The organism is Streptomyces sp. NPDC007157, assembly GCF_040634235.1.
Taxonomy (GTDB): domain Bacteria; phylum Actinomycetota; class Actinomycetes; order Streptomycetales; family Streptomycetaceae; genus Streptomyces.
Genome location: NZ_JBEYFE010000035.1, coordinates 58,815 through 83,537, shown reverse-complemented (window position 1 = coordinate 83,537; position 24,723 = coordinate 58,815). Strand labels below are relative to the sequence as shown.

19 protein-coding genes and 1 pseudogene are annotated in these 24,723 nt (G+C 73.6%); 7 read left to right on the top strand and 13 right to left on the bottom strand.

Features of this window, described 5'->3' with window-relative positions; translation table 11 throughout:
- Positions 1 to 166: 166 nt before the first annotated feature.
- Positions 167 to 1,855 carry a DUF885 domain-containing protein gene (locus tag ABZ642_RS41055; protein WP_360495017.1) on the bottom strand — a complete coding sequence of 563 codons (1,689 nt, stop codon included), beginning with the start codon at positions 1,853 to 1,855 and terminating at the stop codon, positions 167 to 169.
- 33 nt (positions 1,856 to 1,888) lie between these two features.
- Positions 1,889 to 2,380, bottom strand: a complete 492-nt coding sequence (locus tag ABZ642_RS41050; RefSeq protein WP_351733861.1) for an Lrp/AsnC family transcriptional regulator — start codon at positions 2,378 to 2,380, stop codon at positions 1,889 to 1,891.
- Between the two features lie 59 nt (positions 2,381 to 2,439).
- Between ABZ642_RS41050 and ABZ642_RS41045 the strand changes: the two genes are divergently transcribed.
- Positions 2,440 to 3,648, top strand: coding sequence for a PLP-dependent transferase (locus ABZ642_RS41045; RefSeq protein ID WP_360495014.1), 1,209 nt, complete (start codon positions 2,440 to 2,442; stop codon positions 3,646 to 3,648).
- Between the two features lie 73 nt (positions 3,649 to 3,721).
- Here the strand turns inward: ABZ642_RS41045 and ABZ642_RS41040 are convergent, their stop codons facing one another.
- The 5 genes from ABZ642_RS41040 to ABZ642_RS41020 all read right to left on the bottom strand — a co-directional run bounded on the left by ABZ642_RS41040 (position 3,722) and on the right by ABZ642_RS41020 (position 12,804).
- A complete protein-coding gene (locus ABZ642_RS41040) occupies positions 3,722 to 5,170 on the bottom strand; it encodes a GNAT family N-acetyltransferase (protein ID WP_360495011.1) in 1,449 nt (482 codons plus the stop codon).
- Between the two features lie 145 nt (positions 5,171 to 5,315).
- Positions 5,316 to 7,982 (bottom strand): DUF6493 family protein, encoded by a 2,667-nt coding sequence (locus ABZ642_RS41035; RefSeq protein WP_360495008.1) that lies wholly within the window; start codon positions 7,980 to 7,982, stop codon positions 5,316 to 5,318.
- Complete coding sequence (locus tag ABZ642_RS41030) at positions 7,979 to 9,388, bottom strand: SWIM zinc finger domain-containing protein (protein ID WP_360495005.1); 1,410 nt, start codon at positions 9,386 to 9,388, stop codon at positions 7,979 to 7,981. Before ABZ642_RS41030 ends, ABZ642_RS41035 begins: the two co-directional genes overlap by 4 nt.
- 298 nt (positions 9,389 to 9,686) lie before the next feature.
- Positions 9,687 to 11,267, bottom strand: a complete 1,581-nt coding sequence (locus ABZ642_RS41025) for an alkaline phosphatase D family protein (protein ID WP_360495002.1) — start codon at positions 11,265 to 11,267, stop codon at positions 9,687 to 9,689.
- A 106-nt stretch (positions 11,268 to 11,373) separates the two neighbouring features.
- Positions 11,374 to 12,804, bottom strand: a complete 1,431-nt coding sequence (locus ABZ642_RS41020; RefSeq protein WP_360494999.1) for a PLP-dependent aminotransferase family protein — start codon at positions 12,802 to 12,804, stop codon at positions 11,374 to 11,376.
- Here ABZ642_RS41020 and ABZ642_RS41015 point away from each other — a divergent pair.
- Positions 12,795 to 13,688, top strand: a pseudogene (locus ABZ642_RS41015) (DMT family transporter); the annotation flags it as partial. The gene ABZ642_RS41020 and the pseudogene ABZ642_RS41015 overlap by 10 nt on opposite strands.
- Positions 13,689 to 13,814: 126 nt before the next feature.
- Here ABZ642_RS41015 and ABZ642_RS41010 read toward each other — a convergent pair.
- On the bottom strand, positions 13,815 to 14,645 hold the full coding sequence (locus ABZ642_RS41010) for an alpha/beta hydrolase (RefSeq protein ID WP_360494996.1): 831 nt from the start codon (positions 14,643 to 14,645) through the stop codon (positions 13,815 to 13,817).
- Between the two features lie 618 nt (positions 14,646 to 15,263).
- Here ABZ642_RS41010 and ABZ642_RS41005 point away from each other — a divergent pair.
- Positions 15,264 to 16,025 (top strand): GntR family transcriptional regulator, encoded by a 762-nt coding sequence (locus ABZ642_RS41005; RefSeq protein ID WP_360494993.1) that lies wholly within the window; start codon positions 15,264 to 15,266, stop codon positions 16,023 to 16,025.
- Between the two features lie 108 nt (positions 16,026 to 16,133).
- Here the strand turns inward: ABZ642_RS41005 and ABZ642_RS41000 are convergent, their stop codons facing one another.
- From ABZ642_RS41000 to ABZ642_RS40990, 3 genes are all read right to left on the bottom strand, one after another.
- The gene (locus ABZ642_RS41000; RefSeq protein ID WP_360494990.1) at positions 16,134 to 17,291 is read right to left on the bottom strand and encodes an ROK family transcriptional regulator; all 1,158 of its coding nucleotides are present in this window, start codon (positions 17,289 to 17,291) and stop codon (positions 16,134 to 16,136) included.
- Positions 17,292 to 17,392: 101 nt separating this feature from the next.
- Positions 17,393 to 18,043, bottom strand: a complete 651-nt coding sequence (locus tag ABZ642_RS40995) for a response regulator transcription factor (RefSeq protein ID WP_360494987.1) — start codon at positions 18,041 to 18,043, stop codon at positions 17,393 to 17,395.
- A gap of 14 nt (positions 18,044 to 18,057) precedes the next feature.
- Entirely contained in the window at positions 18,058 to 19,212 is a 1,155-nt protein-coding gene (locus ABZ642_RS40990) for a histidine kinase (RefSeq protein WP_360494984.1), read from the bottom strand.
- A 109-nt stretch (positions 19,213 to 19,321) separates the two neighbouring features.
- Here ABZ642_RS40990 and ABZ642_RS40985 point away from each other — a divergent pair, with 109 nt between their 5' ends.
- Together ABZ642_RS40985 and ABZ642_RS40980 are read left to right on the top strand one after the other, a co-directional pair.
- The gene (locus ABZ642_RS40985) at positions 19,322 to 20,248 is read left to right on the top strand and encodes an ATP-binding cassette domain-containing protein (protein ID WP_360494981.1); all 927 of its coding nucleotides are present in this window, start codon (positions 19,322 to 19,324) and stop codon (positions 20,246 to 20,248) included.
- A gap of 2 nt (positions 20,249 to 20,250) precedes the next feature.
- Positions 20,251 to 20,961, top strand: a complete 711-nt coding sequence (locus ABZ642_RS40980; protein ID WP_360494978.1) for an ABC transporter permease — start codon at positions 20,251 to 20,253, stop codon at positions 20,959 to 20,961.
- Positions 20,962 to 21,250: 289 nt separating this feature from the next.
- On the opposite strand, the gene mug is transcribed toward ABZ642_RS40980, so the two are convergent.
- Complete coding sequence (mug, locus tag ABZ642_RS40975; protein ID WP_360494975.1) at positions 21,251 to 21,739, bottom strand: G/U mismatch-specific DNA glycosylase; 489 nt, start codon at positions 21,737 to 21,739, stop codon at positions 21,251 to 21,253.
- Positions 21,740 to 21,819: 80 nt separating this feature from the next.
- Positions 21,820 to 23,265, bottom strand: a complete 1,446-nt coding sequence (gene purB, locus ABZ642_RS40970; protein WP_360494973.1) for an adenylosuccinate lyase — start codon at positions 23,263 to 23,265, stop codon at positions 21,820 to 21,822.
- 405 nt (positions 23,266 to 23,670) lie between these two features.
- Between purB and ABZ642_RS40965 the strand changes: the two genes are divergently transcribed.
- Both ABZ642_RS40965 and ABZ642_RS40960 read left to right on the top strand, forming a co-directional pair.
- Positions 23,671 to 24,279 carry a hypothetical protein gene (locus tag ABZ642_RS40965; RefSeq protein WP_360494970.1) on the top strand — a complete coding sequence of 203 codons (609 nt, stop codon included), beginning with the start codon at positions 23,671 to 23,673 and terminating at the stop codon, positions 24,277 to 24,279.
- A complete protein-coding gene (locus ABZ642_RS40960; protein ID WP_360494967.1) occupies positions 24,279 to 24,515 on the top strand; it encodes a hypothetical protein in 237 nt (78 codons plus the stop codon). The genes ABZ642_RS40965 and ABZ642_RS40960 overlap by 1 nt, the downstream gene beginning before the upstream one ends.
- The last annotated feature ends 208 nt before the right edge of the window (positions 24,516 to 24,723 follow it).

The following is a 24,723-nucleotide window of genomic DNA, read 5'->3' as shown; positions in this document are numbered from 1 at the left end:
TGTGTCCGGTGGCCCCCGGCACCAGCAAGCCTCCTGCCACCGGCCACCGCCACCGGAGCACCCCCGAACGGCAGACCGCGCCAACCCGGTGGCGGCCGCCGCCGGGCGCCCACTGACGGCGGGCGCCCGCTCGGGGCTACGGCGCGTCAGGCACAGGCCCCTGCCGTCAGAGCGCCGACAGTTCGTCCACCAGGTCGTCCAGACCCAGTGACCCCTGGGACAGGGCAGCCATGTGCCAGGCCTTGAGGTCGAAGGCGTCGCCGCGCCGCTCGCGGGCCTGCTCCCGGCCCAGCAGCCAGGCCCGCTCGCCCAGCTTGTAGCCGATGGCCTGTCCCGGCATGGACAGATAACGGGTCAGCTCGCTCTCCACGAAGTCCGCCGGGCGGCTGCTGTGCGAGCCGAAGAACTCCTGCGCCAGCTCCGGCGTCCAGCGCTCCCCGGGGTGGAAGGGGGAGTCGTCCGGGATCGTCAGCTCCAGGTGCATGCCGATGTCGATGATGACCCGCGCGGCGCGCATCATCTGCGCGTCCAGGTAACCGAGCCGGCGCTCCGGGTCGGTGAGGAAGCCCAGCTCGTCCATCAGCCGCTCCGCGTACAGCGCCCAGCCCTCGGCGTTGGCGCTGACCATGCCCACGCTGGCCTGGTAGCGGGAGAGGTTCTCGGCGATGTGCTTCCACTGCGCCAGCTGGAGGTGGTGGCCGGGCACGCCCTCGTGGTACCAGGTCGAGACCAGGTCGTAGACCGGGAACCGGGTCTGGCCCATGGTCGGCAGCCAGGTGCAGCCCGGGCGCGAGAAGTCGTCCGACGGCGGCGTGTAGTACGGCGCCGCCGCGCTGCCGGGAGGAGCGATCCGGGACTCGACGCGGCGGACCCGCTCGGCCAGGTCGAAGTGGGTGCCGTCCAGCTTCTCGATGGCCTCGTCCATCACGGACTGCAGCCAGCGCTGGACCTCCTCGACGCCCTCGATGTGGCTGCCGTGCTCGTCCAGGTGCGCCAGCGCCACCCACGGCGTGGCCGCGCCGGGCAGGATCTTCTCGGCCTCGGTCTTCATCTCGCCGAGCAGCCGGTGGTACTCGGCCCAGCCGTACGCGTACGCCTCGTCCAGGTCGAGGTCGGTGCCGTTGTAGTGGCGGACCCAGCGGGCGTAACGCTCGCGGCCCACCACGTCCGGGGCGCCCTCGATCGCCGGCGCGTACACGTCCCGCATCCACTCGCGCAGCGCCGCGACAGCCTGGGTGGCGGCGCGGGCGGCCTCGTCCAGCTCGGCGCGCAGTGCCTCGGGCCCGGCCGCGGCGAACTGCTCGAACCAGCCCCGGCCGTCGCCCGCGTCGGTCCATTCGCCGAGCTGTCCGACGAAGGTGGCGGTGGCGCGCGGGCCCGCGTACAGCTTCCGCTCCAGACCGAGTTCCAGGGACTGCCGGTAGCCCTCCAGCGCGGCCGGCACGGCGCGCAGCCGCTCGGCGACGGCCGCCCAGTCCTCCTCGGTGGCCGTGGGCGTCACGGTGAACACCTGACGCACCGCGTGCGCGGCCGAGCTCAGGTTGCTGACGGAACGCAGGCTCTCGTCCGCCTCGTGCACGGCGAGGGAGGCGGTGAGCCGCTCACGCAGCAGACGCGCGCAGCGACGCTCGATGTCACTGTCCGCGCCGGGCCGCCGTTCGGCCTCGTCGAGCTTGGCGAGCGTGTCACGCTGGAGCCGGGCGAGCGCCTCGCCGCCGGCCGGCGAGGTGTCCGGCAGACGACTCGAACTCTCTTTGACGCCGAGGAACGTACCGGTGATCGGATCGAGGGCGATGAGCTCGTCGACGAAGGTGTCGGCGACCTGGCGGGGCAGCGGGCTGTTGGTCTGTGACATGCGGTCCATCCTCGTACGGCGGGCCGCCGCACGTCACTGGGATTGAGCTGACGGCGTAGGCGGGAGCAGCGGACCGCACTCCCACTGCTGGAAGATCAACCGGGTCTCCACCCGGGCCACTTCGCGCTGGGACGTGAACTCGTCCAGGACCAGTCGCTGCAGGTCCGCCATGTCGGCCACCGCCACATGCACGAGGTAGTCGTCTGGACCGGTCAGATGGAACACCGTCCGAGATTCCGGCAGCGCCCTGATGCGCTCCACGAACGGCCCCACCAACTCCCGCCGGTGCGGTCTCACCTGCACCGAAAGCAACGCCTCCAGGCCACGCCCGAGCTTGGCCGGATCGAGCTCCAGCCGATGCCCGAGGATCACTCCGGAGCGCCGCAGCCGGGTCACCCGGTCCAGACAGGTGGACGGCGCCACGCCCACCCGGGCGGCGAGATCGCGGTAGGTGGTCCGGGCGTCGTTCTGCAGCAGCCGAAGCAGATGCAGATCGACCGGATCCAGTACGACAGATTCGGCCATTCGGCGAACGTAGCACGCTGTTCGCTTCCCGTACCCCGCTCGATGTTCACCCTTCGGGCATGGACTCGACGAGCACCTACGACGATTCAGTGATCGCCCACGACGGCTCGGTGAACCTCCGCGCCGGCGCGACGCGACTGCCCGGCGCCTCGCGCGCCCTGGCCACCGAGGCCGTGCACGCCGGCCGCGACGACCTCGCCCGTCAGGGACTGCACGCCCCGCCGATCGACCTGTCCACCACCTACCCGTCCTACGACAGCCGCGCCGAGGCCGCCCGCATCGACGCCTTCGCCACCGACGGCGCGGACCCGGCCGGGCCGCCGGTCTACGGGCGGCTCGGCAATCCGACGGTCGCCCGCTTCGAGACCGCCCTGGCCCGCCTGGAGGGCACCGAGTCGGCCGTCGCCTTCGCCAGCGGCATGGCCGCCCTGAGCGCCGTGCTGCTGGCCCGCGCGGCGACCGGCCTGCGCCATGTCGTCGCCGTTCGGCCCCTGTACGGGTGCAGCGACCACCTGCTCACCGCCGGTCTCCTCGGCACCGAGGTCACCTGGACCGACCCGGCGGGCATCACCGACGCGCTGCGCCCCGACACCGGCCTGGTACTGGTCGAGTCCCCGGCCAACCCGACCCTCGCCGAACTCGACCTGCGGGCCGTCGCCCACGCCTGCGGCACGGTCCCGTTGCTCGCCGACAACACCTTCGCCACCCCCGTCCTCCAGCGCCCCGCCGAACACGGCGCCCGGCTGGTGCTGCACAGCGCCACCAAGTACCTCGGCGGCCACGGCGACGTGCTGGCCGGGGTGGTCGCCTGCGACGAGGAGTTCGCCGGGCAGCTCAGGAAGATACGTTTCGCGACCGGGGGCGTGCTGCACCCGCTGGCCGGCTACCTGCTGCTGCGCGGCCTGTCCACCCTCCCGGTACGGGTCCGGGCCGCCTCCGCCACCGCCGCCGAACTCGCCCGCCGTCTCACCGCCGACCCGCGCGTCGCCCGTACCCACTACCCGCGCCTGGGCGGCGCGATGATCGCCTTCGAGGTGTACGGCGATCCGCACGAGGTCGTCTCCCGGGTACGGCTGATCACCCCGGCCGTCAGCCTCGGCAGCGTCGACACCCTCATCCAGCACCCGGCCTCCATCAGTCACCGCGTCGTCGACGCCGGGGACCGCCGGGACGCCGGGGTGAGCGACAGCTTGCTGCGCCTGTCGGTTGGCCTGGAGGACGTGGACGACCTGTGGGCGGACCTGGACCGGGCACTGGGGGACATCTGAGCGCCCCGAAAGGGGCGCGGGGAACTGCGCAACCAGCCCCCACGCACCCGCAGTCGTGAGACGCCCCTGAGCCCTACGGCGCTTCGGCCTTCCCAGCCTCACCCGCACCGGAAAGCCACCCCATGGCAGGCACGGCATCCCCCGGCTCCGCCGGAACCGCCGCCAGCCGGGCCGTGATGACCAGCGTCCCCTCCTCGATCTGGTAGTCCAGCGGCAACTCCAGCCCCCGCATCGCCGCCACCATCCCGGTGTTGGACGCCTGCGTCACCGCGTACACGCTCTCGCAGCCCGCCTCGACGGCCATGCCCACCAGCCGGCCCAGCAACTCGCCGCCGATCCCGCGCCGCTGCCAGTCGTCCTCGACGAGCAGCGCGACCTCCGTCTCGTCCCCGTCCCACAGCAGATGCCCGAGGGCGACGATCCGGCCCGAGGCGGTCTGCACGGCCAGCGTCCGGCCGAAGCGGGGGCTGAGCAGGTGGTTCAGATAGCGGTCCGCGTCCCCGACCGGGCCGTGGTAGCGCAGCCCGAGGGTCCGTGCCGAGCAGCGCTCGTGCATGGCCTTCGCGGCCGCCACGTCACCGGTGTCGGCCCGGCGTACGGTGATCTCCCTGCCCTCGGGCAGGGAGATCACGTCCTGACTGCGCGGGATGCGCGGACCGAGCCGGGCGTCCAGTTCCACCAGCGCGCGCGCCCGCGCGAACTCGGTCGGCGTGAACGGCAGATACGGCCGCTCCACGGTGATCACTCCACCCTCCGGTGCGCGCAGCCGCATCACGGTGTCCTCCAGCACCCCTTCGACGGGAACCGTCTCGGGGCTCCGGGCCCCGCCGACCGGATGGGCGGGGAGTGAGCGGATCGTGCACCTTCCCAACAACTGCCGGAGGGCCAGCGGAAGTTCCGCCGCGTCCAGCGCGGTTCGGGTCGCCAGACCCAGCACCCGGGTCGGGGCGTCCACCAGATCGTGCGCGTCGGCCCGCTCGATCCAGGTGTCCGTGCCCCCGGCCAGCGCGACCGCCCGGGTGATCTCACCGGCCGTCAGCAGGCCCGGGGCCCGCAGCAGGAACTCGTCGACCGTGCCGTCGGCCAGCGGATGCGTCTGCAGGTTCAGGATGTCGACCGAGTGGCCGGCGAGCGCGGTGCACAGCGCGGCCAGCGAACCGGGCTCGTCCCGTACGGTCGTGCGCAGCCGCCACAGTGTGCGGTGCGCGCCTTCGGCCGTTGGGGCCTCCGTACCGGGCCCGGCCTGCCGCGTCTTGGTGACGGCCGGCCGGGCGCCGGTATCGGTATCGGTCACCGGAGGTGCGTGACCTGGGCGCCTGGCCCACCACACGTGGAAGCCGGCCGTCGCCGCCAGCACCAGGGCCGCGATCACCAGCAGCGCCGGGCCGTCGGGCCCGTGCCCGATCAGGTTCGCCACCGCGTCCGCCACCGCGACGGCCGTGAACAGGGCGGCGAGTTCGACGACGTCCCGTCGCCAGTGGTGCACGGGGCGTCCGTCCCGCGTGCGCCTCACATCAGACATGTCTCGATTCATGCATCCACTGTGAAGGAAGGGTGTTGCGTGATCACGAACGCGCTGTGACCGACGGGTAAAGCGTGCTTACGTTGTTTTTGTGAGGGTTTTTACCCTTGCCGGGGTCTGGGAAATGACTGGTTCCGGCCCCCGGTCACGCGGCCATCTCCACACCCAGTGCGTCCCGCAGCCGACGGGCCTGGACCACCAGACGGGACGAGCCGCGCCGGGCCGCCGTCTGTGACAGGTGCGGCAGCGCACCACGGGCCCCGGACCGCTCGGCGCACTCGGCCGCGACCGAGAGCAGCTCCCCGAGCCCACGGGCCGAACCCGGTGTGCTCGCGCCCGCCGTCGCCAGGTCGGCGAGCAGCACGGGAAGGGTGTGCCGGAGCATCTCCCATATCGTCGTGTTGGCCCCGGTGGCCGCCGCCGTCCGCGCCGACTCGGCCAGCCGCAACGGCTTCACCGCTCCACGCCGGACCAACTGGCCCAGGTCGGCGCCCAGCCGCTCCGCGTCGAGCTGCCCACGCGCGGCGAGCACCAGCAGCGCGTCCACCGCGGCGAGCCGGTCCTCCGGATGCCGGGCGCCCAGCCCGTAGGCGACACACAGATGGGTGCTCTCGCCGGCGCTGCCCCCGGACTCGGCGAGCAGCGGAAGAGCGGTGGCCATGCCCCGCTGGTCGTCCACGGCGGCCTGGGACAGATCGTGCACCAGCCGCACGGCGACCAGCTCGCGCTGTTCCGGGAGCGTGGCCAGCCAGTGCCGGTGGTTCTCCTGGCCCCAGTGGCGGCAGTACCGCCGCTCCTCGCCGACCGTGACCGGCCGGCCCAGCCGCCGGAACGCCTCAGGCAAGTCCGCCTGGAGTTCCAGGACCTCACCCGACTCGACCAGGATGCGCGCCCCCGAGGCCCGACGGTGGGACATGGGCAGGGCGGGGCCCCCGGTGGACAGCCGGCGCGCGAGCCGCTCGCCCTCCGGAGTGCCGAGCGCCTGTGCCCGCTCGGCCGCCACCAGGGCCGCCACACGGTCCTCGCGGCGCACCCGCAGCAGCGCCTGCGCGAAGTCGGCGGCACCTACCCGGGCACCCAGCCGGCCGTAGACCGCGAGCCGGTCGACCAGTTCGCCCGGTTCCAGGAGCCCGGTGCTCCACGACGGTGTGGCCAGCAGCAGCGGCTGCGGGTCCGTCCGTATCCGGTACGCCAGTTCGCGCAGCCGGACGTCGAACACCCGGGAGAACCCGGTGTGCGCGCACTCCTGATCCGCCGGGCCGCGCTGCTGGGCGGCGAACAGGGTGTCCGTGCCGACGGCCCCGAACAGCGTGGCCAGCAGCAGCTCCAGGCCGTCCTGGGCGCCCAGGAGGCCGTAGCGGGTGTTGCCGAAGTACTCGTCGGTGTGCCACCCGCTGCGGGCCTCGGGCTGCTTCCACCAGCGGGTGGCGGCCACCGGTTCGAGCGCCTCCCGCAGCGCGTCCCGGTCGCGGTGGGCATGGCGGGCCAGCCCGTCCAGCACCCGCTCGAACGCCGCCACGTCCCCGTCGGACGCCAGCAGGGCGCCGACCTCCTCGGCGAGCTCCACGGCGGACTCCGGCGCCGGTGCCGGCCGGAACGGCTCCGGAGCCGGCGGCAGCATCTCCGCGTACCCTTCGGCCGCCGGTACGGACGGGATCCCCAGGGCATCGCCCGCCCGGTTCCGCAGGACGGGACTCAGCTGCTCGGCCGCCCCGGCGATGCCGGACCGGGCCGCCGGGTCGTCGAGCCTCTTCGCGTGCCGCTCCACCAGCTTCAGCGCGCGCTCCTGCACCTGGGTGTCCTCGTGCCCGAACGCCTGGGCCACGGCCGGCAGCAGCTCGGCCGCCGAGGCGGGCTCACCGGCGAGCACCTTGCCGAGCAGCACCAGCTGGGCGCGTACCAGCTTCTTCTCGGTGCGGAACAGCAGCCCTTCGGAGGCCTCCGCCAGCAGCCGTGCGGTGAGTTCGCCGTCGAGTGCCAGGGCGGCGAGGACCGCCTGGGAGTGGCCGGCGACCGGAGAGACGGCATCCCGGGCCAGGGCCGTCCAGTCCGCGACGCGGGCGCGCTCCTCCTCCCGGGTGAGAGCGAGCTGGACCAGCAGCGGCAGGAAGACCCGGTGGTCGGTCGGGCCACCGCCACGCAGCAGACGGGCGACACAGGCGTCGGCAACGGCCCTGCGGTCCAGTTCGCCGGTCCGGGTCAGCTCCGCGATCGCGCTCTGCCAGGAACCGGGACCGTCACCGAACAGCCAGCGGACCTCGCTCACATCGGAGAACTCGAACAGGCCGTTCACCAGCGGCGCGAGGTCCGGCTCGGCCCGCAGCCGGTCGATCAGGGGGACGCGCCCCCAGCCGTGGCCGACGTGCCGGACCCAGCCGACCACATAGGCGTCCGTCACCGGGACCTCGCATCCCGAGCGGCGCACCAGCCCGGCCATCAGCGGGAAGGGCACGTCCGCGGAGACCGGCCGGCCGGCGAGGCGCCGGGCCACATCGGCCTGCCAGCCGGTGTCCCGGCCGGCCAGCGCCCGCAGCAGCGTCTCCGTCGGTGCCTGCCGCCAGCGCATGTCCGCTCCGGCGATCCAGGCCGCGGCCGCCGCGGCTCCCGAGTGGCACATCGCCCCGGCCACCTGCAGCGCCGGATACATGCGCTCAAGCCGGTCCCGCCGCTCCCACGGCAGGGCCCGCACCTCCTTGCGCAACCTCTTCAACTCCGGCAACAGCGCCCGCCGTTCAGTATCCGCCATGCTCCTCAGCAGGAGCTCGGTCTCGCCCGCGCGCCCCATCCGCACCGCTTCCAGCACCGCACTCATCGCGCACCCCCGTCGATCTCCGCCAGGTCCTGCTCCAGCGCGCCACCGCGCCGCACCATCCGCACCGCCAGCGCGTGCTTGCACGGCCCGCGCCCGCCCCGGTACTTCGCCCACCACGGACAACTGCAGCTCAGCACCCCCGCCGCATCCCGCACCCGGTGCACATGACCGTCCTCGGCCGTCACCGTGCCGACGGAGCCGTCCACGGTCACCGCGCCCGCGGCCACCAGCGTCCGCGCCGAGCGCAGCCGGGGATTGTGCCGCTCGACGCGGCCCGCGTCGTACGGCAGTTCGCGGTGGAAGTAGGCGGCCTCCGCCGTGTCGTAACCGACGCGTCCCGAGGTGCCGAGGCGGATCAGGGCCGCGCGGACCCGTTCCGGGGTGAGCCCGGCGGAGGCGGCCAGGTCGGCGACGTCGACCCGGGGCTCCCAGGCCAGCAGCACCGCGATCAGCTCCGCGTCCTCGGCGGCCGCGTCGGTGGCGAGCGCGTCCAGCACGCCGCCCTCGCCGGAGAACCCGCGGGCCGCGTCGGGCGACAGGGTCAGCGTCAGCCGCATGCCCGGCAGCACGACCTCCCAGGCGGCGGCCGTACCGGAGACCGCGAGGGCGCCCGGCGGACCGTAGACCCGCAGCGCCGTCGCGTGGCGCAGCACCCGCTGGAGCGCGGCCAGCCGCTCCGGACCCGGCAGGCACACCGCGCCCGGCACCGGGCGGGTCGTCGGCCGCAGCCCCCGCCCCGCCGGCACCACCCAGCGGGGCCCGGCCGAGCCCCGGCGGGCCGTGCCGCCGCGGGGGAGCGAGCGCAGGAACCGCACCGCCTCGTCCGCCGGCAGCTCCGCCCGCAGATCGAACCCGGCCGCCATGACCTGCGCCTCCGCGAAGCCGCGCAGCCAGCGGTCCGGCAGCGGGACCTTCTTCTCCACCACGGGCCCGTCGAGCGTGGTGACCGCCAACTCCTCGGGGCCGACGCGCAGATGGAGCGGATCGTCGGTGCCGAGCCGGGAAAGGGCCTCCCGCAGCGGGTTGTTGACGTCGACGTTCGTCGTGCCGTGGCCCACCTCGCCGCCGTCCAGGCCCGGACCGAGTACGTCCAGCCGGGCGTACACCACGCCGCAGCCGGAGAAGGACTCGAAGCGCAGCCGGTCGCCGTTGCCCGTCACCACCGGGTCCAGCGAGGCGCGCAGCTGCGGCTGGTAGTACCGCGCGGCCGCCACGTCGGCCACCGCGAGCAGCCCGGCGGCGGCCACCTGAGGCGAGGTCAGGAAGCCCGCGAAGAACCGCGGATGGTCCTCGACCCCGGTGGGCGTCGCACCCCGGGAGGTCTCCAGTCCGAGCTGGCGTCCGTCGGCGACGGAGCGCAGCACGGAGGGTTGGCGATAGGCCACGGCCTGTGAAGATCGCGTCATGGAAAAACCGTAGAGGCGACCACTGACAATCGGCTCTGACCTGCGAAAGCACCCTGCGGGCGGGGGAGTTCGGGGATGCGGTGGGGCCCGACGGGGAGGTGCGGCGGGATCCGTGCCGGACGTGCGGCGGGGCCATGCCGGGCGGGCTGCGAAATCCGTGCGGGCGTGCGGCGGGACCGTGCCGGGGGTGCTGCGGGCCCGCGCCGGGGCGGGCGGTGGAACCCGTGCCGGGGCGTGCGACAGGGCCGCACGCCGGGGGATGACGCCGGTGCGCGGCCCTGGGAAAAGCGTACGGGAGTTACTGGCCGACCCGCCCCGGCCGCAGGGTCCGGGTGAACAGCACCGTGCCGTCGTACTCGCGCAGACGGACCGTCAGCTCGCCGCTGTCGCCGTCGATGTCGACCTCGCCGAAGAACTGGTAGCCCTCGGCGGGTGACACGTTCGAGGCGGTCGGCGCCTTGACGAACACCCGGTCGGGGCCGAACGTGCCGTCCAGCGCGCTGGCCGGGAAGGCGCCGGCGTTGAGCGGTCCCGAGACGAACTCCCAGAACGGCGCGAAGTCCTTGAACGCGGCCCGCGACGGGTCGTAGTGCTGGGCCGAGGTGTGGTGGACGTCGGCAGTCAGCCACACCGTGCCGGTGATCCCGCGGTGCTTGATGTGGCGCAGCAGCTCCGCGATCTGCAGCTCACGGCCGAGCGGCGCGCCCGGGTCGCCCTGGGCGACGGCCTCGAAGTTCGCCAGGCCCTCGACCGGGTCGGGCACCACCAGACCGAGCGGCATGTCCGCGGCGATGACCTTCCACACGGCACGCGACCGGGACAGCTCGCGCTTGAGCCACGCCAGCTGCTCGGCGCCGAGGATGCCCCGTGGGTCGGTGGTCTGGTCGTCGGGCGAGTTCGCGTTGCGGTAGGTCCGCATGTCCAGGACGAAGACGTCGAGGAGCGGGCCGTGGTGGTGGACGCGGTAGATCCGGCCGTCCGGGCGGCCGCTGATCGTGGAGACGGGGAAGTACTCGGAGAACGCCCGCCGGGAGCGCACCGCCATGTCGTCGAGCCGGGTGCCGGCCGGGTAGGGGGTGCCGGTGCCGATGACCTCGCCGGGGTACCAGTTGTTGCGGACCTCGTGGTCGTCCCACTGGATGACGTTCGGCACCTGGGCGTTGAACCGGCGCAGCGCCTCGTCCAGCAGGTTGTAGCGGAAGTTGCCGCGGAAGTCGTCCAGGGTGAGGGCGACGTGCGACTTCGCCTCACTGGTGACGTTGCGGTACAGGCTGCCGTCGGGCAGCGCCTGCGTCGCCGAGATCACCCCGTCGGCGTAGATGTTGTCACCGCTGCACAGGAAGAAGTCCGGGTCCAGCCTCGCCATCGCGTCGAAGATGCGGTAGCCGCCGATGGACTCGTTGATGCCCCAGCCCTGCCCGGCCAGGTCACCGGACCAAAGGAACTTCACGCCGTCGCGCCGGCGGGTGGACGCGGTACGGAAGGTACCGGTGACCGGCTCGCCGGTGCGGCGCGGGTCGTCGGGGTCGGCGAGCAGCACGCGGTAGTGGATCTGCTCGCCGGACGGCAGCCCGTGCAGCCGCGTGGTGCCGGTGAAGTCGCTGTCCGCGCCGAGCAGCGGGCCCCGCCACCTGCGCGGGTTGCGGAACGACTCGGTGGCCGAGGTCTCCACGATCATCCGGGCCGGACGGTCCGAACGGACCCACACCAGGCCGGAGTCGGCGGTCACGTCGCCCGCCTGCACACCCCAGTCCGCCCGGGGCCGTCCGGAGCGCGCGAACGCTGGGGCCGCACCGAGCGCCGTGGGCAGGGTCAGGGCCGCCGACGCGGCGAGTGAGCCGCGCAGCACGCTGCGACGGCCGGGGAACGAAAGGGACATGAAGGGCCTCCAGAACGGGGTCCGGCCAGTTGGGCACAGCCACAACTACTGGTGCGCCGCAGCGCTCACGGAAACCACGAGTGAACAACTGACCGGCCCCGCAAGGTCACCCGTCGAGCGCCTCCGCCATCACCCGCACCCCCTCCCGGATCCGCGCCGGCGGCAGCTGCGCGTACCCCAGCACCAGCCGGACGACGGAGTCGTCGGCCGGTGTGTGCGTGCACGCGCCCAACGGACGGACCGCGACCCCGGCCGCCGTCACCCGCGCCACGAAACGGCTCTCCGGCCCGCAGGACCGAGGCAGTTCGGCGATCGCGTGCAGCCCCGCCGCGATCCCCGACACGCGCGCGTGCGGGAAGTGTTCGGCCAGCGAGGCCACCAGGACGTCCCGGCGTTCCCGGTAGGCACGCTGACAGCGGCGCAGCTGCCGGTCGTAGTCGCCGCGCTCCAGGAACCGGGCGAACACCGCCTGGTCGAGGGAGGGATGCCCCAGGTCCATGGTCCGCTTGCGCTCCACGACGTCGTACGCCAGACACTCCGGCACCAGCAGCCAGCCCAGCCGCAGCCCGGGGGCGAGGGACTTGCTGACCGAGCCCATGTACGCCACGCGTTCCGGGTCGAGACCCTGGAGCGCGCCCACCGGGGCCCGGTCGTAGCGGAAGTCGCCGTCGTAGTCGTCCTCCAGCAGCAGGCCGTCCACCGTACGGGCCCAGTCCAGCAGCCGGGTCCGGCGTCCCGCGGAGTAGGCGATCCCGGTCGGGTACTGGTGGGCGGGCGTCGTCACCGTCGCGCGTACCCCCGAGTCGCGGAGCGGGCCCAGGGCCAGGCCCTCGGCGTCCAGGGGCAGCGGCACGGTGCGCAGTCCGGCCGCCGCGTACAGGCCGTCGTGCTGGGGGCTGCCGGGGTCCTCCACACCGATCTCGCGCATCCCGCGTGCGTGCAGCACGGATCCGAGCAGCGTCGTCGCCTGTGCCACCCCGGAGACGACCACGATCCGCTCCGGGTCGGCGACCACGCCCCGGCGCCGGGCCAGCAGTTCGGCGAGGGCCGAGCGCAGCCGGGGCAGCCCGCGCGGGTCCGGGTAGCCGAGGTCGCGGTGCGGGAGCTCCGCCAGCACCTCGCGCTGTGCGGCGGCCCAGGCGGCGCGCGGGAACAGCGCCAGATCCGGTGACCCCGGCACGAAGTCCACCCGCACCCCCGGCGTGCGCGGCGCCAGATCACGCGCGCGTGCCGACGCCGCCCGTACCGCGCCGCCCACCCAGGTCCCCGCACCCCGGCCGCTGCGCAGATAGCCCTCCGCGGTCAGCTGCTCGTAGGCCTCGGTGACCAGCCCGCGCGACACACCGAGGTCCTTGGCCAGCTCCCGGCTCGACGGCAGCCGGGTGCCGGGCGCGAGCCGTCCCGTACGGATCGCCTCGCGCAGGGCCGCCTGGAGGAATCGGCCACGCGCGCGTGCCGGTGCCGACGCGGCCGGCAGCAACAGCTCCCAGGCGGCGGATCCCGGCAGGCCGCCCGGATTGGTCCCCGATGACGTCATGGAAGTGGACCTTAATCCGGGCCGCCCAGGTTCCTAGCGTCGTCCTCATGAACGCGACCACCACGCGCGGCGCCCTCCTGACGGCGTTCGCCTATGCGCTCGTCGGGGCTTCCTTCACCGCCAACAGCGTGCTGGGCCACTACCCCTACGCGGGCGGCCAGTTCCTGCGCTACGGGCTGGCCTGTCTGCTGCTCGTGCCCTTCGTCGGACCGCGCGCGGTGGAGCGGCTGCGCGGGCTCGGGGCGCGCGCGTGGCCGCGGCTGGTCCTGCTCGCCGCCGTCGGGATGGTCGGCTTCAACCTGGTGATCCTCGCCGCCGAACGCACCGCGGAACCGGCGGTTCCCGGTGTCTTCGTGGGCTGCGCTCCGGTGGTGGTCGCGGTGCTGGTCCCGGTCCTCGACGGGCGCGGGCCCCGACGCCGAGTTCTCCAAGGGGCGCTCCTGGTCGCGGTCGGCGCCTTCGCCGTCCAGGGCTGGGGACGTACCGACGCGAGCGGGATCGCCTTCTCGGTGTGCGCGCTGGCCGGTGAGGTCGGGTTCGCGGTGCTCGCGGGGCCGGTGCTGCGGGCGCTCGGGCCTCGGCTGCTGACCGCCACGGTGTGCGCCGTCGCCGCGGCCGAGGCGGCGGTGGCCGGGGTGGCGCTCGACGGCGGGGCGTGGCTGCGCCGGCCCGACGCCGCGGAGACGGCCGCGCTGCTGTGGCAGGCGGCGGTCGTCACCGTCGTCGGCTTCGTGTGCTGGTACATGGGCGTGCAGCGGATCGGCACGGAGCGCGCGACGCTCCTGACGGGTCTCGTCCCGCTCACCGCCGTCGCCACCGCCCCGCTCGTCGGAACGGGCTCCTACGGCCCCGCCCAGGCCGTCGGCGGCGCCCTGGTGGGCGCGGGGGTCGCCCTCGGCTCCGGAGCCCTGCCCCACCTCGGCCGGCGGGCGGCGGCGGCCGCCGCGGCCGGGTCCGGTGTGAGCCGGCGGCCGGGGACCGCCGACCCCGCACCCCGCGCCCGGCGAGGCTCAGCGGCTGCCGTCCAGGATGACCCGCGCGACCAGGGCCGGGTCGTCGTTCATCGGGCAGTGGCCGCAGCCGGGCAGCCGGACCAGGCGGGCCTTGGGGATGATCTGCTTGGCCCGCACTCCCTGACGGCGCACCAGCAGCATGTCCCGGGTGCCCCAGCCCACGGTGACCGGGATGCCGGGGACGTCGTCCGTGAACTGGACGGCGGAGCCCGCCCGCAGGGTCTCGGCGAACCCGGTGGCCCGCGCGAGGGCGAGCGTCTCGGCGACCACGGCCTCGGGTGAACGGCGCGCCGGGCGGGCGTAGATGGTGCTGGTCAGGGCCGTCCGCCCGGCGGCCGTCCGGGACAGCCGCTCGACCAGCGGGAGCGGCAGCCGCTCCGCGATCCGCCGCATGGCGATGAGCACACCGAACGCGTAGCGCCGTTCGGCCTGCGTCCAGAAGCCGGCGGGGGAGAGGGCGGTGACGGTCCGTACGAGCTTCTCGCGGCCCAGCTCCAGGGCCAGCAGCCCGCCGAGCGAGTTGCCGGCCACATGCGGCCGGTCCAGCTCCAGCGCCTCGAACAGGGCGGCGAGCACGGTGTTGGTCGTGGGCAGGTCGTAGGTGAGGCCCGCCGGAAGGCCGGGGGAGGCGCCGAAGCCGGGCAGGTCGACGGCGATCACGTCCCGCTCGGTCGCGAGGATGTCCACCACCGGGTCCCAGGCCTGCCGGTGATGCCCTATGCCGTGGATCAGGACCAGCGGCTCGCCTCGGCCCACGCGCGCGTAGGAGACGGTCACGTCCTGCTGGCCCTGCGCGGCCGGGACTTTGACGGAGACGGTGGCGGACATGGGGGCTCCTCGTCTGTGACATCGACTGACGCCGTAGACAGCTTGTCAGCAATTGCTACTGGCGGGTAGTCCCCGGGGCGGTGTGTCGTGCCGCGGCGGCCGGTGTTGCGCAACACGCCCTGGGCGACTCCGGGTTGAAGGCCGGGGCGCGAGGTCGCCGCAGGAGTGCCGGCCGCGGCTCCACGGCGCGCGGGGCGGCCGGTCACCGGCGATCCGGGATCATTCTGGGCCGGGCACGCGCGGGACGGGGTGATTCCGCCAGGACGTGCGGGAGCGTGTCGGGCGGGGGAGAGTCCGGACGGCGTCCCCACGGCCTCGTTCGCACCACCCAGATCATCCGTAATGCCGACTAACAGGGGTCCCTCGTCGCCCTCTGGCCCCGCTCGCCCCACGCCTTCCGCCGTGCGGCGGGAGCTTTGCCGTCATGTCACGAAAACACCCCCGTGCGAACGCCTCATGAACGCTGCGTGGCACCGCTTTCTATGTGCCGCCCATGGGATCGAGGATTGGTCTTGACCAAGGGTGCGCGCCGTCCTATGGTCGCAGATAAGTACAACAACCTTTAATAAACAAGGGCGCTAAAAACGCCGCCGGACCACGGCGATTGCGGAGGACAGGGTGGGGACCACGCAGCTGGAATCGGTACCGGAACCGAAGTACTGGCATCTCAAGACCGTGCTCAGTGAGGCACTCGACTCGGAGTTCTCGGTCGGCGAGATCCTGCCCAACGAGCGCGATCTCGCCGCCCGCTTCGGCGTGGCCCGCGCCACCCTCCGTCAGGCCCTCGAACAGCTCGAACTGGAGGGTCGCCTCCAGCGCCGCCGCGGGGTCGGTACGACGGTGGCGCCCCCGCGCGTGGGCGTGGCCGTGGGCACCGACGAGGACGCTTGGCCGGGCGCCCCCGGCGACGCCTGGCAGCCGGTCGAGTGCACCCTCGCGGTGCCGCCCGCCGCCGTCGCGGCCGCCCTGGAGACCGGCGCGGAGGAGCCGGTGCACACGGTGCGCCGCTCCCGTGTCTTCCACGGCCAGCCGGTCGCCGCCGAACTGCTCTACATCCCGGCGTCCTCGGTCCCGGACCTGACGGCGATCGACGCGCCGTCCGGGTCGGCACGCGCGCGTGCGGTACTGCGCGAGCTGCAGCGCCTGGAGCTGGAGGGGCAGGACCGCGCCGTGGAGCTGGGCTCGGCCCGCGCCGACGACGCCAAGGAGCTGGACCGCCTCCCGGGCGCCCCGGTCCTCGTCGTCACCACCCGCTTCCTCGCCGCCGGCCGCACCGCCGCGCTCTCCGTCGCCACGTACCGCGCGGACACCTGCCGGCTGACCTTCGGCGACTCCGGCGGCGTGGAGATCCACCACGGACCCGAGCGGCAGGCCTCGTAGCCACCGGTCCGAAGCAGCCACCGATCCGAAGCAGCCGCCGGCCCGAACAGGACGCGCCCCGGAACCTCTCCGGGGCGCGTCGCGTTGTCACGGCAGCGGAGCAGCCGCTCAGCGGCGTGCGGTGACCGTCCCCTCCACCGCGAACAGCTGTTCCTCCACATGGTCGAGGGCGAGCCGCAGCGCGCCGGTCGCCACCGCCGCCTCGCCGAGGAGGGAGAGGGTCACCCTCGGCGGGCGCAGACAGTAGCGGGCGAGTTCGCGGCGCAGCGGCTCCAGGACGCCGTCGAGCCCCGCCGCCCAGCCGCCGATCACCACCAGCTCGGGGTCGAGGGCCAGCGCCAGCGCGGCCACGTCGTGGACCAGCCGCTGGATGAACCGGTCGACCGCGGCCCGCGCCCGCGTGTCCCCCTTCCGGGCCAGCGCGAACACCTCGGCGACCGCCTGCTCGTCCAGCGGGTGCAGCGGCTCGTCGGTGGTGGACAGCAGCGTCTCCGGGGTCACCTCGCGGCCCAGCAGATGCAGCGCGCCGATCTCCCCGGCCGCCCCGCCGTAGCCCCGGTGCAGCCGTCCGCCGATCAGCGAACCGGCGCCCGGACTGAGCCCGGCCATCACCATCACCACGTCGTCGGACTCGGTGGCGGCGCCCTTCCAGTGCTCGGCGACGGCCGCAGCGTTGGCGTCGTTCTCCACCAGCACGGGGCACTTGAAGGAGCGGCTGAGCCGCTCGCCCAGCCGCAGTCCCGTCCACTGCGGCAGCGCGGTGCCCAGCCGCACCCGGCCGTCCGCCTCGACGATCCCCGGCGTGCCGACCCCGACGGCCCGCAGCGAACTGCGCGGCACCCCGGCCCGGCGCAACAGCTCGGCGACCGCGATGCGCAGCCGCTCCAGCCGCTCGTCCGGGTCGGCCGTCTCGTCCACGTCCTTGGCCTGCGCCCCCAGCACCCGGCCGTCCAGATCGGCCAGCAGCGCGGCGACCCGGTGCGCCCCGATCTCCAGGCCCAGCAGATGCCCGGCCTCGGCCCGGAACCGGAACCGCCGTGCGGGCCGCCCCTGTCGCCGGGTGGCGCCCTCCTCGGCCGCCTTCTCGACGACCAGACCGGCCTCGATGAGCCCCTCGACGACCCCCTCGACGGTCGGCCGGGACAGTCCGGTCACCCGGGTGATCTCGGTCAGGGTCGCGCAGTCCGTGGCACGCAAGGCGTGCAGCACCACCGCGGAGTTGATCCTCCGCAGCAGCGACGGATCACCGCCGGTCAGCCCCGCCAACGTCCGTCCTCTCAGCTAGCCCTGCGTGTTGGCCGGATCGTACTTCGGTAACGACGGCCCCGGCGAGTGTCCGGGGCCCCCGACCTGCCGAAGATTCGCGATCAGTGGGGCACGACGAACCCGGACTCGTACGCCGCGATCACCGCCTGCGTACGGTCCCGCGCCCCGAGTTTGGCCAGGACGGCACCCACATGGGACTTCACGGTCTCGGCGCCGACCACCAGTTGACCGGCGATCTCGGCGTTGGACAGTCCCTGCGTCATGAGCCGCAGCACCTCGGCCTCCCGGTCGGTCAGCCGAGCCCACCGCAGCGCGTCCCGCCCGCCGGCCTCGCCGTACCGGGCGGCGAGCTGCCGTACCGAGGCCGGGAAGAGCAGCGACTCGCCCTCGGCGACCAGGCGCACCGCGTGCACGATCTCGGCCGGCCGGGCCCGCTTCAGCAGAAACCCGTCGGCACCCGCACGCAGTGCCTCGTACACGTACTCGTCGTCCTCGAACGTCGTCACCACCAGGATCTTCGGTGGTTCCGCGACCGTGCGCAGCACCGCGCGCGTGGCCTCGATCCCGTCCAGCAACGGCATCCGTACGTCCATCGCCACCACGTCCGGCCGCAACCGCCGCACCAGCGGGATGACCGCCGCCCCGTCGGCGGCCTCGCCGACCACCTCGATGTCGGGCTGCGCCTCCAGCACGGCGCGCAGCCCGGCCCGTACGAGGGGTTCGTCGTCCACGAGAAGAACGGTCACCGGCATCCGGTCAGCGTAGATCAGCGCACCGGCAGCTCGGCGTGCACCTGCCAGTCGCCCCGGTCCGGTCCGGTACGCGCGCTGCCCCCGAGCAGGGCCGCGCGCTCGCGTATCCCGCGCAGCCCGCTGCCCCGACCGGGCCCGGGTGTCGCCGCGGTGAGCGGATTGCGCACCTCCAGCCCGAGCATCCCGTCGGCCACGGCGACCCGGACCCGCACGGGCACGGCCCCCGCATGCCGGAGCACGTTGGTGAGTGCCTCCTGGAGGATGCGATATCCCTCCCGGGAGACCGGAGCCGGCACCGTCTCCAGCGGACCGGTGACCTCCGCGTCCACCTTCGCGCCCGAGGCCCGCGCCGACTCCAGGAGCCGGTCGGCGTCGGCAAGCGTGGGCCGCCCGCGCACCGGCTGCCGGGACTCACGCAGGACGCCCAGCACCCGCTCCAGATCCTCCAGGGCGCTCCGGCCGGTCTCCTCGATGGCCGCCAGTGCCCGGTCGGTGAACTCCGCGTTCCCGGCCGCCCGGGCCGCACCGGCCTGTACGACCGCCACCGTCAGGGCGTGCCCGATGGAGTCGTGCAGCTCGCGCGCGATGCGGGTGCGCTCCAGCAGTTGCTCGGTGCGCTCCTCCAGGGCCGCGAGCCGCTCGGCCGCGGACGGCCCGAGCAGCCGCCGCGCCAACGCGGTGATCAGCTCCCCGAACCCGACGACCGCTCCGTACAGGGCGATCAGCGGGACCGGGACCAGCAGGGCGTAGGCCCAGTACGGTCGCGCCGTGTCCAGGAGCGGGATGCCGCCGGGTACCCCTCCCACCCCGAGCCGGGCGAGGTCGAACGCGATGGCCGGAAGCCACACCGTCGCCAGCGCGCCCGCCGAGCCGAGGATCATCCTCGCCTCCAGCCACAGCACCGTGCGCCACCGGTCCCGCCAGGTCGCCGACGGCGCCTCCGAGATTCCCGATGTCTCCTCGCCGGGCGTGAGCAGCAGCCGCGCCTGCACGCCCTCGCCCTGGCGCACGGCGGGGATCAGCCCGACCGGAACCAGCACCAGCGCGGGCACCCACGGGGTCGACGGGTCGACGAACAGCCACAGGCTGACGACGAGCAGCGGCACCCACAGATGCAGCAGGCGTGTGTACGTCGTCCCCCGCAGCAGCGGGCGCAGAAAGCGGGCCATGCGGACATCCTGGCAGGGCCCACTGACAACGGTCCTCCCCCGAGCGGGGGAGACGATCTCCACCGGCGGGGGAGGAACCCAACCCCCTCGACCCGCCAGGGTGTTGCACATGACCAGCATCGACGTACACGAGCTCACCAAGGAGTACGGCAGCGGCCGCCGGGCCGTGGACCGTCTCACCTTCGCCGTCCGTCCCGGCCGTGTCACCGGCTTCCTCGGCCCCAACGGCGCCGGCAAGTCCACCACCCTGCGACTCGTCCTCGGCCTCGACCGCCCCACTTCCGGAACCGCCACGGTCGGTGGCCGGCCCTACCCCGAACTCCGAGAGCCACTGCGCCGGGTGGGCGCGCTGCTCGACGCCGACGCCGCGCACGGCTCCCGCACCGGACACGACCATCTGCGTGCCCTCGCGGTGAGCAACCGCATCCCGGCCGGCCGGGTCGAGCGGATGCTGGAGGAGACGGGTCTCGCCCCCGCCGCCCGGCGCCGGACACGGACGTACTCCCTGGGCATGCGCCAGCGGCTCGGGATCGCCGCCGCCCTCCTCGGCGATCCCGAAGTGGTCCTCCTGGACGAGCCCGCCAACGGCCTCGACCCCCAGGGCATCGTCTGGATCCGCGAGTTGCTGCGCCGGCTGGCGGCGGAAGGACGCACGGTACTGGTCTCCAGCCACCTCATGAACGAGACGGCGTCCTTCGCGGACCACCTGATCGTCCTCGGCCGCGGCCGGCTCCTCGCCGACACCCCGATCCGGGACTTCATCCACGCGCGCGTGCGGCCCGCGGCGAAGGTCCGCACCACCGACGACGCACGACTCGGTGAACTGCTCACCCGGCACGGATACGAGGCGGATCGCGGCCCGGACGGAGCCTGGACCGTGCGGCACGCGCGCGTGGAGGACGTCGGCCACCTGCTGGCCGACGCGCGCGTACCCGTCCTCGAACTCACCCAGGAGGAGGCCACCCTGGAGCAGGCCTACCTCGATCTGACGTCTGCGGAAGCCGAGTTCACCGCGGACCGCCACCAGGAGGCCTGACCATGCCGTTCCAGCCCGTACTGCACGCCGAGTGGATCAAGATCCGTACGCTGCGCCCGCTCGTCGGCGTCCTCTGCGCCGTGCCACTGGCCACCGCCGCGTTCTCCGGCCTCACGGCGGCCGGTTCGCACGGTTCCGACCCGCTGTTCTCCGCGTTCGCCGGCGTCTCCTTCGGGCAGATCGCGGCGGTCGCCTTCGGCGCGACGGCCGTCTCGTCCGAGTTCCGCGGCGGCGCGCTGCGGCTGACCCTGTCCGCCGTGCCCGACCGGCGGCGCTGGTTCGCGGCTAAGGCCACGGCGATCGCGCTGCCGGTGCTCGCCGTCGGTCTGCTCACCGGACTCCTCACCCTCGTCCTGGGCGAGTTGCTGCTCGGAGCCGACGGGCCGACCTGGGCGGAGGGACTGCGCGGCGCGCTGGGCTGCGGCGTCTACCTGACGCTGATGGCCCTGCTCGCGGCGGGACTGGCGGCCGTTCTGCGCAGCGGGACCGCGACGCTCGGCATCTTGATCCCCTTCCTGCTGATCGCGTCCTTCGTGATCGGCGACCTGGCCGCCGGCACGGCCGACCTGCTGCCCGACCGGGCCGGTCAAGTCGTCCTGCACAGCGCCCGGGACGGGGCCCTGGGCCCGTGGACCGGACTGGCGGTGACCGCGCTGTGGACTGCGGGCGCCCTGCTCGCCGGAGCCCGCAGCGTCCGCCGCCGGGACGCCTGACAGGCCCGCAACCGCCCCGTGGGCGCGACGCCCGATGGCCCAACCGCCCTGCCGACGCGACGCCTGACGGCCCAGTCGCCCCGCATGCGGGACCCCTGATGGCCCAACCGCCCTGCCGACGCGACGCCTGACGGCCCAGTCACCCCGTGGGCGGGACGCCTGATGGCCCAGTCGCCCCGCATGCGGGACCCCTGATGGCCGAACCGCCCTGCCGACGCGATGCCTGACGGCCCAGTCGCCCCGTGGGCGGGACGCCTGATGGCCCAGTCGCGTTGTCGGCGGTGACCGGCTAGCCCTCCGCCGCCTCGCGCAGCCGCCCGAACTCCTCCGCCATCGTCGCCGCCGTCCAGTGTGCGTTCAGTCCGCTCGGGTTCGGCAGCACCCACACCCGGGTGTCCCCGATCAGCCGCTCCTGCGGCCCCACCTGGGCCGTGCGGTCGCCGAAGGCGGCCCGGTAGGCCGTGACGCCCACCACCGCCAGCCATCTCGGCCGTGTCCGGGTCACCTTCGCCGTCAGCAGCCGCCCGCCCTCGGTGTACTCCGCGGCCGTCAGCTCGTCGGCGCGCGCGGTCGCCCGCGCCACCACGTTCGTGATGCCGAGCCCGTACGACAGCAACTCGCCCTGTTCCGCGGGCTTCAGCAGCCTCGGGGTGAACCCGGACAGGTGCAGCACCGGCCAGAAGCGGTTGCCCGGACGGGCGAAGTGATGGCCCGTGGCCGCCGTCATCAGACCGGGGTTGATGCCGCAGAACAGGACCTGCAGGCCGTCCGCGATCACGTCCGGGACCAGACGGTCGCGGGCGGCCTCCAGCTCCGCCGCCGTGAAGCGCGGTGACTGGCGCGAGCCGACGGGGCGGCTCAGAGGATCGCTCCCGGGGCGTAGGCGGCGGCCTCGGGGTGCTGCTTGAGGATCTCCTCGATCCGGCCGACGACGGCCGCGACCTGGTCGGCGGCGGCGCCCGTGAAGGACAGCTTGTCCGCCATCAGGGCGGCGAGCTGCTCACGGTCCAGCGGCAGTCGCGCGTCGGCGGCGAGCTTGTCGAGCAGGTCGTTGCGCTCGGCGCCCTGCTCACGCATGGCGAGCGCGGTGGCGACGGCGTTCTCCTTGATGGCCTCGTGCGCGACCTCACGGCCGACGCCCGCGCGCACCGCGCCCATCAGCACCTTGGTGGTGGCGAGGAACGGCAGGTAGCGGTCCAGTTCGCGGGCGACGACGGCGGGGAAGGCGCCGAACTCGTCGAGCACGGTCAGGAACGTCTCCAGCAGACCGTCCAGTGCGAAGAACGCGTCGGGCAGGGCCACCCGGCGCACCACCGAGCAGGACACGTCGCCCTCGTTCCACTGGTCGCCCGCCAGCTCGCCGGTCATCGAGGCGTAGCCGCGCAAGATCACCATCAGGCCGTTGACTCGCTCGCAGGACCGCGTGTTCATCTTGTGCGGCATCGCCGAGGAGCCCACCTGGCCCGGCTTGAAGCCCTCGGTGACCAGCTCGTGCCCGGCCATCAGCCGGATCGTCTTGGCCAGCGACGACGGCGCGGCCGCCAGCTGCACCAGCGCGGTCACGACCTCGTAGTCCAGCGACCGCGGGTACACCTGGCCGACCGACGTGAACGCCTGCGAGAAGCCAAGGTGCCGCGCGATCCGGTTCTCCAGCTCGGCCAGCTTCGCCGCGTCCCCGCCCAGCAGGTCCAGCATGTCCTGGGCCGTGCCGACCGGGCCCTTGATGCCACGCAGCGGGTAGCGGCCGAGCAGCTCCTCGACCCGGCCGTAGGCCACCAGCAGCTCGTCGGCGGCGGTCGCGAAGCGCTTGCCGAGGGTGGTGGCCTGAGCGGCCACGTTGTGCGAGCGGCCGGCCATGACCAGCTCCGCGTACTCGCCGGCCAGCTTGCCCAGCCGCGCCAGGACGGCCACCGTACGGTCGCGCACCAGCTCCAGCGAGAGCCGGATCTGCAGCTGCTCGACGTTCTCCGTCAGGTCGCGGGAGGTCATGCCCTTGTGCACGTGCTCATGCCCGGCGAGGTCGTTGAACTCCTCGATCCGTGCCTTCACGTCGTGCCGCGTGACCTTCTCGCGCTCGGCGATGGAGGCCAGGTCGACGGTGTCGAGGACCCGCTCGTAGTCGGCGATCGCCGCGTCCGGCACCTCGATACCGAGGTCCTTCTGGGCCCGCAGCACGGCGAGCCAGAGCTGCCGCTCCAGCTTCACCTTCTGCTCGGGCGACCAGAGCGTGGCGAGCTCGGCGGAGGCGTAACGTCCGGCGAGGACGTTCGGGATGCGGGGCTTGGCGGGGGCGGCAGAAGTCACGTGTACGGATTCTACTGGCGGTTTCTGCAGTCCAGCGCCGCAGGTCCGCTCGTGCGAAGCTACGAGAGCCGTCCGATGGTGCGGGCGAATCAGCCCGGTCCGGCACACGAGCGCCAAGAGGCCTCGGCCAGCTCCGCCGGGACGTCAGCGTGGCACAGCCCGGGCGGGGACCGGCACGCCAGTGTCAGCCCCCCGCTATGCCTCGTACGGCAGCAGCTCCGGCCGCTTCGGCGCGCGGCCGTCGCGTCGCACGCTCGCCGGGCCAGGACATCTCCTCATGCCAGGGCCGGTGCCCGGTGCGCCAGGCATGCCACCTTGCTCGGATCACAGGTGCTCATCGAGAGCGCGACTGTAGTAACGGACCCCGCTCTTCAGCCTGACGCCCCCGTTCGTCACACTGACGCCGTGCCTCGCATAGCCACCGCCACCTCGTCCCGGCACGTCCGCCGCCTCACCACGATGGCGTTTTTCGGTCCGCCGGTGATCGTCGGGCTGTCTTTGCTGTCCGCCAATCCGGACTGGAGCGGGCTCGGACTGGTGCTCGGGACCTTCACGCTGATCGCGACTCTCTCGCTGCTGATCATCGCCGCGCCGAACGGGTGGTTGATCGTCGGCGGGGTGATCGTGGGGATCGCCGCACTGTCCGGGCCGGGGCCGGTGCTGCAGGCGGAGGTGATGGCGCACCAAGGGCAGCGGGTGGAGGTGCGGGTCACCTCGGTGAAGACGTACCAGGGCAAGCACGGACCGGAGTACACCTGCATTCTGGGGCGGGTGGACGGCAAGCCGCTCAAACACGCCGAGCTGGGCAACGACTCCTGCGACGGGCCGATGGAAGTCGGGCAGACCGAGGACGTGCTCGTCGACCCGCACGGCTGGACGGCGCCGGAACTGGCCGAGACGGACTACAGCGGGATCGACATCGCCGCGTGGGCCCTGCTGGTGGTACTGGTGCTCTTCGAGCTGCTGGTCTGGCTGTCCCGGCGGGTCGGGCTGCGCCGGTTCGAGGGCCGCTGATGGCGCCCGGGTCCCGGAAGGACGTGGCCTGGCCCCCGCACGTGGTGTGGCGGCTCGCCCGCATAGCCGCGCTCGTCCCCCTGCTGATGGTGGGCGTCGGCGTGCTCGGCACCAGCCTGGACTGGTTTCCGGCGGCGCTGATCCTCGGTGTGCTGACCGTGGCCCTCGCGATCGCGGTGCAGATGGCGACCGCGACCAAGGGTGGGTGTTCTTCGCCGGGCGGATCACCGGACTAGCCGTCGCGCTCGGCTCCGGGCTGGTCTTCCAGGCCGCGCTGATGCAGAGCCAGGGGCAGCGCACCGAGGTGCGGATCACCTCAAACCGTTCACCTGGACCAAGTCCGCCGACGAGATCTTCGAACGTCTCGCCGGCTAGCTGAACCACCTGCCAGGATCGAAACCCTGGTGGTGCCGCCTTTCAGGGACTCAGAACACCACGTCGTGC

Bases quoted from the DNA above. Each gene is read 5' to 3' on its own strand.
- ABZ642_RS41055 (WP_360495017.1), bottom strand. From the start codon at position 1,855: ATGTCACAGACCAACAGCCCGCTGCCCCGCCAGGTCGCCGACACCTTC.
- ABZ642_RS41050 (WP_351733861.1), bottom strand. From the start codon at position 2,380: ATGGCCGAATCTGTCGTACTGGATCCGGTCGATCTGCATCTGCTTCGG.
- ABZ642_RS41045 (WP_360495014.1), top strand. From the start codon at position 2,440: ATGGACTCGACGAGCACCTACGACGATTCAGTGATCGCCCACGACGGC.
- ABZ642_RS41040 (WP_360495011.1), bottom strand. From the start codon at position 5,170: ATGTCTGATGTGAGGCGCACGCGGGACGGACGCCCCGTGCACCACTGG.
- ABZ642_RS41035 (WP_360495008.1), bottom strand. From the start codon at position 7,982: ATGAGTGCGGTGCTGGAAGCGGTGCGGATGGGGCGCGCGGGCGAGACC.
- ABZ642_RS41030 (WP_360495005.1), bottom strand. From the start codon at position 9,388: ATGACGCGATCTTCACAGGCCGTGGCCTATCGCCAACCCTCCGTGCTG.
- ABZ642_RS41025 (WP_360495002.1), bottom strand. From the start codon at position 11,267: ATGTCCCTTTCGTTCCCCGGCCGTCGCAGCGTGCTGCGCGGCTCACTC.
- ABZ642_RS41020 (WP_360494999.1), bottom strand. From the start codon at position 12,804: ATGACGTCATCGGGGACCAATCCGGGCGGCCTGCCGGGATCCGCCGCC.
- ABZ642_RS41010 (WP_360494996.1), bottom strand. From the start codon at position 14,645: ATGTCCGCCACCGTCTCCGTCAAAGTCCCGGCCGCGCAGGGCCAGCAG.
- ABZ642_RS40995 (WP_360494987.1), bottom strand. From the start codon at position 18,043: ATGCCGGTGACCGTTCTTCTCGTGGACGACGAACCCCTCGTACGGGCC.
- ABZ642_RS40990 (WP_360494984.1), bottom strand. From the start codon at position 19,212: ATGGCCCGCTTTCTGCGCCCGCTGCTGCGGGGGACGACGTACACACGC.
- ABZ642_RS40985 (WP_360494981.1), top strand. From the start codon at position 19,322: ATGACCAGCATCGACGTACACGAGCTCACCAAGGAGTACGGCAGCGGC.
- ABZ642_RS40980 (WP_360494978.1), top strand. From the start codon at position 20,251: ATGCCGTTCCAGCCCGTACTGCACGCCGAGTGGATCAAGATCCGTACG.
- ABZ642_RS40960 (WP_360494967.1), top strand. From the start codon at position 24,279: ATGGCGCCCGGGTCCCGGAAGGACGTGGCCTGGCCCCCGCACGTGGTG.